Annotated in this window: 5 protein-coding genes and 1 rRNA gene; 1 reads left to right on the plus strand and 5 read right to left on the minus strand. The window is 43.1% G+C overall.

Annotated features, from left to right (window positions below; all coding sequences use genetic code 11):
* Nucleotides 1-102 precede the first annotated feature (102 nt).
* The 4 genes from JOD03_RS13605 to nikC are packed head-to-tail and all read right to left on the minus strand — an operon-like array spanning nt 103 to nt 4001.
* Entirely contained in the window at nt 103-1116 is a 1014-nt protein-coding gene (locus JOD03_RS13605) for an ABC transporter ATP-binding protein (RefSeq protein ID WP_204592004.1), read from the minus strand.
* Complete coding sequence (locus JOD03_RS13610; protein WP_204592012.1) at nt 1088-2116, minus strand: oligopeptide/dipeptide ABC transporter ATP-binding protein; 1029 nt, start codon at nt 2114-2116, stop codon at nt 1088-1090. Before JOD03_RS13610 ends, JOD03_RS13605 begins: the two co-directional genes overlap by 29 nt.
* 19 nt (nt 2117-2135) lie before the next feature.
* Nucleotides 2136-3083: an ABC transporter permease gene (locus JOD03_RS13615; RefSeq protein WP_204592006.1), complete on the minus strand. Its 948-nt coding sequence runs from the start codon at nt 3081-3083 to the stop codon at nt 2136-2138.
* A 12-nt stretch (nt 3084-3095) separates the two neighbouring features.
* Nucleotides 3096-4001, minus strand: a complete 906-nt coding sequence (nikC, locus tag JOD03_RS13620; protein ID WP_204592008.1) for a nickel transporter permease — start codon at nt 3999-4001, stop codon at nt 3096-3098.
* A gap of 421 nt (nt 4002-4422) precedes the next feature.
* On the opposite strand from nikC, the gene JOD03_RS13625 reads away from it, so the two are divergent.
* Nucleotides 4423-6054, plus strand: coding sequence for a glutathione ABC transporter substrate-binding protein (locus tag JOD03_RS13625; protein ID WP_204592010.1), 1632 nt, complete (start codon nt 4423-4425; stop codon nt 6052-6054).
* 1035 nt (nt 6055-7089) lie between these two features.
* Here the strand turns inward: JOD03_RS13625 and rrf are convergent.
* Nucleotides 7090-7159: ribosomal RNA gene (gene rrf, locus JOD03_RS13975) — 5S ribosomal RNA — on the minus strand; the annotation flags it as partial.

The following is a 7159-nucleotide window of genomic DNA, read 5'->3' on the forward strand; positions in this document are numbered from 1 at the left end:
AGTTGTCCTTATTTTTGTACACAAAAAGCGCGCACCGCAGAATTTTCTGCGGTGCGCGCTTTTTCAATTAGAGTCTAGGTTTTGTCCCAGCCTCTCAGACACTTAGTAATTCGGTTGCATTGTGCCTGCAGTGATTTCTTCCATGTAGTGACACGCAGCTTCGTGCTCGTCCTTCATCAAATCAGAAGTACGCAGCTTTGGCTCTTCCGTGCGACACTTGTCTGTTGCAAACGGACAACGCGTATGGAAACGGCATCCTTCTGGTGGGTCGATCGGTGACGGCACATCACCTTTCAACACGATACGCTCTTTCTTCTTGTCTGGGTCCGGAACCGGAATCGCAGACAATAAGGCTTTCGTATACGGATGTTGAGGATTTTCAAACAGGCTTATCTTGTCAGCAATCTCTACAATCTTCCCAAGATACATAACAATAATCCGGTCCGAGATGTGACGAACGACACCTAGGTCATGGGAAATGAAGAGATACGTCAAGTTGAACTCTTCTTGCAGATCTTCAAGCAAATTCAGAACCTGCGCTTGAATCGATACATCAAGTGCCGATACTGCTTCATCACAGATAATCAGTTTCGGATCCACTGACAACGCACGGGCAATCCCGATACGCTGACGCTGACCACCTGAGAACTCGTGCGGGAAACGATCGGCTTGATAAGGAAGAAGCCCAACTGTTTCAAGAAGTTCTTCGATTCGTGCACGACGCTTGTTTGCAGGTAAGACCTTTTGAATTTCCATCGCTTCATTTAAAACAGATGCGACCGTTTGACGAGGATTGATCGACGCATACGGATCTTGGAAAATGATCTGCAAATCTTTGCGGTAATCACGCATCTGACGTTTACTAATATCAGCAAGGTTGACGCCTTGGAATTCAACTTTCCCTTCCGTTGGCTCTTCAAGTCGAAGAATAGAACGACCTGTTGTGGATTTCCCACAACCCGATTCCCCTACGATACTGACTGTTTCACCTTCATAGATTGTGAAACTGATATCATCAACAGCTTTTACGTGGTTGACTGTACGCCCTAAAAATCCACCTTTAATCGGGAAGTATTGTTTGAGGCCTTCAACCTTTAGCAATTCTTTTTTCGCCATAAACAGTTACCTCCTTCTCGCCTGGCCATTCGTCCGAATAGATCCAACAACGGATTTGATTTCCTGCTTCGTCTTCCATAAGCTCCGGCAACTTCGCACGACAAAGATCAGTAGCAGCTGGGCAACGTGGTGCAAAACGACATCCTGTTGGCATTTCATGTGGACTTGGTACATTTCCTTTAATAGGAACTAACTTCTCCTGGTCAATATCATGACGCGGTAGCGAGTTTAAAAGACCGATGGAATACGGATGTTTCGGTTGCTTAAACAGTGTTCGAATATTCGAATACTCTACTACTTGTCCTGCATACATAACTGCAACGTAATCACATGTCTCTGCCACAACACCAAGGTCGTGTGTAATGAAAATAACAGACATACCCAGGCGGTCTTGCAAGTCTTTAATCAACTCTAGGATTTGTGCTTGAATTGTTACGTCAAGTGCGGTAGTTGGCTCATCAGCAATCAAAATTTCTGGATCACACGCTAGTGACATGGCAATCATGACACGCTGACGCATACCACCCGAAAGCTCAAATGGATAGGCTTTCACGCGTTTTTCAGGCGACGGGATTCCAACAAGTTTTAAAAGTTCGACTGAGCGAACCATCGCTTGCTTTTTGTTCATCCCTTTGTGCGCTATTAAACTCTCACTAATTTGCTGCCCCACTGTGTAGACAGGGTTTAACGATGTCATTGGCTCTTGGAAGATCATGGAGATATCATTCCCACGCAATTCACGCATGCGCTTCTCCGTTACCTTTGTTAAATCTTCACCTTTGTAGCGGATTTCTCCACCTTTAATTTTACCGTTCTCAGCAAGCAGTCGTAGAATCGATAGAGACGTGATACTCTTCCCTGAACCTGACTCTCCAACGATTCCAATTGTCTTTCCTTTAGGAACATCAAAGCTTACGCCATCTACTGCGCGTACTTCACCTTTATCCGTAGAGAAGGACGTCTGCAGGTTTCTCACTTCAAGAACATTATCTTTTGAAATCAAGTTGAGACACTCCTTCCTAGTTTAGATCAATACGTTTATTTAAGTAGCGATATGAAATATCAACAAGTAAGTTTACAAGTACGAACAAGACTGAAATGACAAGTACAGTTCCTTGAACGATCGGGAAGTCACGTGTACGAATCGCATCAATCGTCAAACGTCCCATTCCGTTAATCGCAAAAATTGTCTCCGTCAGTACAGCTCCACCTAGGAAACCACCAAATTCAAGTCCGACAACGGTTACTACCGGGATAAGCGCATTCTTTAATGCATGACGGTAAACTACGATACGTTCTGTTAAACCTTTCGCACGGGCTGTACGGATATAGTCTTGACCAATTACCTCAAGCATAGACGAACGTGTCATTCGGGCAATGATGGCAGCTCCACCGGTTCCAAGAGTCACTACTGGTAAGACAATCTGTCTCCAGTCGTCTCCCCAACCAGATGGCCGCATTTTCAAGAACTCTAAAGACTCCGGCATCCAGTTTCCGATAGCGAACCACTGAATCAGAAGTAACCCGAACCAGAAGTTTGGCATTGAAAGACCGAATAACGCAATAATCATAACCGTAACATCGGTTAGCGTGTAATGGCGAACTGCAGAAATGATTCCCGCAATTAGCCCCAAGAATACTGCGAGTATAGTCGAATAAAAGGCGAGCTCGAAGGTCACCCAGAACCGCGCGGAGATTTCATCCATAACAGGTCGTCCTGAACGAATAGATGAACCAAGGTCTCCTTGTAATGCATTTCCTAAAAATGTTCCGTATTGAACAGGAATTGGATCATTTAAGCCAAGACGTTCACGGATGTTATCAACAGTTTGTTCAGACGCTCCCTCACCAGCAATGATTTTTGCTGGATCACCAGGTACGAGGTGCATTAACGAGAATACTAATATCGTTACCCCGAGCAGTACTGGAATGGTCTGAAGAAGTCTTCGGATAATATACTTAGTCAACGTTAGTCACCCCTATTTTTTCATTTTTGGATCTAATGCGTCACGAACTCCATCACCAAAGATATTGAACGCTAGTACTACAAGTACAATCATAAGTCCTGGGAATAATGCCACGTGGCCCGCTTCATACATGTATTGGCGACCTTCGTTTAGCATAGCTCCCCACTCTGGAGCTGGAGGCTGTGCACCAAGTCCTAAGAAGGCAAGTCCTGCACCTGTTAAAATTGCAGTTGCAATACGCAGGGATGCTTGAACAATAATTGGCGACATAACGTTCGGCAAAATATGCTTAAAGATAATCCGCAAATCGGATGCCCCTAATGCTCGCACAGCATCAATGTATTCTAATTTTTTCACAGACAAAGTAGATCCACGAACGATACGCGCAAAGGCTGGAACTGAGAAAATACCTACTGCGATAATTACATTTGTTAAACTTCCACCTAGTACAGCTACGATTGCTAAAGCTAGTAGGATACCAGGGAATGCAAGAAGGACATCCATCAAACGCATGATGATCGTATCAACTTTCCCTCCGTAATACCCTGAAACAATTCCTAAAACGACTCCAATTACTCCCCCAACAAATACTGATAAGAATCCTACATATAATGTAAGTTTCATACCAAATACGATTCGTGTGAAAATATCTCGTCCATAACTATCCGTGCCAAACCAGTGTTCAGCAGATGGGCCTTGAAGTTTGTTGGCAACACTTGTTTTGTTAGGTTGCATATCCGTGAAGGTTGAAATGATCCACGGACCGACAAATGCCATGACAATAAAAAATAGAATCATAATGCCCCCAATTAGAGCAGCTCTGTTTTTGGCAAGTCGACGCCAAAATTGCTTGAAGCTCTCAAGTTGCGGATTCACTTTTTTGGCTGTCACAGGATGATTCACTGTTTCCTCACTCATGAAGTTTACACCCTTTCTTATTTAACAATTCTGTCAAAAACGTAGACTAGCTTATTTTACAAGATTCACGCTTATATGACTAGTTTAGATTTATTGAAAAAAATGTACAAATCTCTATTATCAGAATATACAGAACAAAAATTTATTATATTAGGGAAAGCTTATTCTAAAAAGAAAGCGCGTACATTCGTTTTTCTAACTATTTTAATATAATTTAATCGCAATATATATGTATGATATTGGCAAGGAAATCATAAAAACATTATTTTTTTCATTTAACTAGAGCTATAAATCTACCCTTTTGATTGTCAAATTGGAATAAACTACCTTGTACCACAATTCAGAGTATGGTATATTATTTTTTGAATATTATGTTCACTTTAATATTCAAAACATTTAATGTATAGGGGGCAATTCACGTATGGCTATTAACAAAAAGTCACTTTTGTTCCTTCTGCTGACGCTTATGCTTGCACTAGTTCTTGCAGCTTGCGCAGGTGGTAGTAATAACGAAAACACTACTGAAGATCCAGCAGAAGAAACAGAAGGCACAGAAGGTACTGAAAATGCTGGAGCAGAAGGCGGCGACTTAATCCTTGCTGTATTATCAGATGCTTCTTCACTTGATCCTGCTGGTTCAAATGATGTTCCATCTTCAGTCGTTCAGGCAAACATCTATGAAACACTAGTTAACCGTGATGAGAACAACGAAATCGTACCAGGTCTTGCTGAGTCTTGGGAGCAAGTAGATGAAACTACTTGGTCATTCAAATTACGTGAAGGCGTTACTTTCCACGATGGTGAAGAGTTCAACGCTGAAGTTGTAAAAGCAAACTTGGATCGTATCCTTGATCCAGCTGTAGCTTCTCCACGTCTTTTCTTATTCGAAATGATTTCAAATGTTGAAGTTGTGAGTGACTACGAAGTAAACATTACTACTGAGTATCCATTCGCACCATTATTAGCTCACCTTTCACACAACGGTGGCGGTATGGTATCTCCAGCTTCTATTGAAGCAGATTATGAAGCATTAAATGGTGGTTCTGACCCAGGTTCTGTTATTTCAGAAAACCCAGTTGGAACTGGATTCTTCCAATTTGATTCTTGGACTCCTGGCTCAGAAATCAAACTTGTGAAGAATGAAAACTATTGGGGTGAAGATGGCGCGAAAGTAGATTCTGTAACATTCCGCGTTGTTCCAGATTCTCAAGTACGTGCAGCTGACCTTGAAACTGGAAACGTACACATTATCGATCCAGTTCAACCAAACGAAGTTGAGCGTATCAACAACTCTGGCGTTGCAACTGTAAATCAAAAAGCTTCTTCAAGCTTAGCTTACCTTGGATTCAATACAGAAAAAGAACCATTCAATGATCCATTAGTTCGTCAAGCAATCTCTAAAGCAATCGACCGCGAAGCAATCATCAGCGGTATCTATGATAACTACGGAATTCCAGCTATCGGGCCTCTAGCTCCTGGAATCTTTGGTTTCACTGAAGACATCGATGCTGTTGAGTACAACATGGATGAAGCACGTGCTCTTCTAGAAGAAGCAGGCATGGCTGATGGCTTCTCTACAACAATCTGGACGAACGATAACCCACAACGTCAAGCAATCGCTGTACTTGTTCAAGAAGCTCTAGCTGAATTGAATATCACAGTTGAAATTGAAGTTATGGAATTCGGTACGTACCTAGAGCAAACTGCTGCTGGTCAACACGATATGTTCATCCTAGGTTGGTCTAACCCAACTGGTGACGCTGACTACGGTATGTATGCATTGTTCCACTCTTCACAAAAAGGTAACCCAGGTAACCGTTCATTCTACGAGAACGCTGAAGTAGATGCGTTACTTGACCAAGGTCGCCAAGAACCAGATCCAGCAGCTCGTGAAGCGATCTATGCTGAAGTGGCTCAGCTCTTAACTGATGACGCTCCAATGGCATTCTTACTTCACACTGAGTATTTGACTGGTGTTTCTGATAACGTACAAGGTTTCGATATCGGTACTGATGGTATCTACCAATTACGTAACGTTACAATCAACGAGTAATCTAATTACTTGAAGAACCTCTTTCCACTTTGGTGGGAAGAGGTTTTTTTGTGTGACACTGAATATTTTTGAAAAAGCCCAGATCCACCTTACGATGCTTGCTCTAAAGATCAAAGGAAGATGGCATCGGTATGGTGGATGGTTTTTGAGAGAGCCAGATCCATCTTATGATGCTTGCTTTTCAAGATCAAAGGAAGATGGCATCGGTACGGGGGAGGGTTCTTGAAAGAACCAGATCCATTTTACGATGCTTGTTCTAAAGGTCAAAATAAGATGGCATCGGTATGGCGGAGGGTTCTTTAAAGAGCCAGATCCATCTTACGATGCTTGTTCTAAAGATCAAATTAAAAAGGAAGAGGACAGGGGCCGCTCAATTCGAGCGGCCCCTGCGCGGTTCTTCTTAGTTTAACCTCCCACAATCATCTCCAGTTGGACCTGGCTGGTTCAAGTGCTTTCTTGCAGGAAAGGTGTGCCCTGCATCTTCTTCGAGTCGGCTCCGCCTCTAGTCTGTCTTTTACTAGAATTAGTGCGCACCACTTCAGAGTCGAGACTCGCTGCGCTAACGCGAGGCTCTAGTCATTTTCACAAGAAGCACTGTGTAGGACAGCGGGCATTCGATCACTGACAGACCAGATCTTATCAGAAATGCACTTGGAGATCTAAGGTCTTCCTAGAAACGCATTTTGTAATCAAGCATTTGCTAGAAAGAGGTCTTTGACATTTCAGGTCTTACTAGCAAGGGTTTTGTGACTGAGCGGGCGTTCTGGAGCAAATAATGTGTTTTCTAAGGCAAGTAACTTGATTTCTGCAACAAGTGACCCTTTTTCTGCAGCAAGTAAATCGATTTCTACACCCGAAGTCGTTTCATGGAAACTATTTTAGATGGAGAGTTAGTTGGATGCAGTCATTCCTGCAAGAAGGTCTTGTCTTGGACGGATGGGTCGTACTGGAGAGGGTCGGCGCGGGAAAAGATTATGTCTACTTTTTTGCACACAAAAAAGGCCACCCCTTGACGGGATGACCTTCTTCTCTGTTGCCCAGCGACGTCCTACTCTCACAGGGGGAGACCCCCAACTACCATCGGCGCTGAAGAGCTTAACTTCCG

Source organism: Chryseomicrobium aureum, from assembly GCF_016909155.1.
Lineage (GTDB): Bacteria > Bacillota > Bacilli > Bacillales_A > Planococcaceae > Chryseomicrobium > Chryseomicrobium aureum.

Coding starts and splice junctions, on each gene's coding strand:
- JOD03_RS13605 (WP_204592004.1), bottom strand. CDS start 1,116: ATGGCGAAAAAAGAATTGCTAAAGGTTGAAGGCCTCAAACAATACTTC.
- nikC (WP_204592008.1), bottom strand. CDS start 4,001: ATGAGTGAGGAAACAGTGAATCATCCTGTGACAGCCAAAAAAGTGAAT.
- JOD03_RS13625 (WP_204592010.1), top strand. CDS start 4,423: ATGGCTATTAACAAAAAGTCACTTTTGTTCCTTCTGCTGACGCTTATG.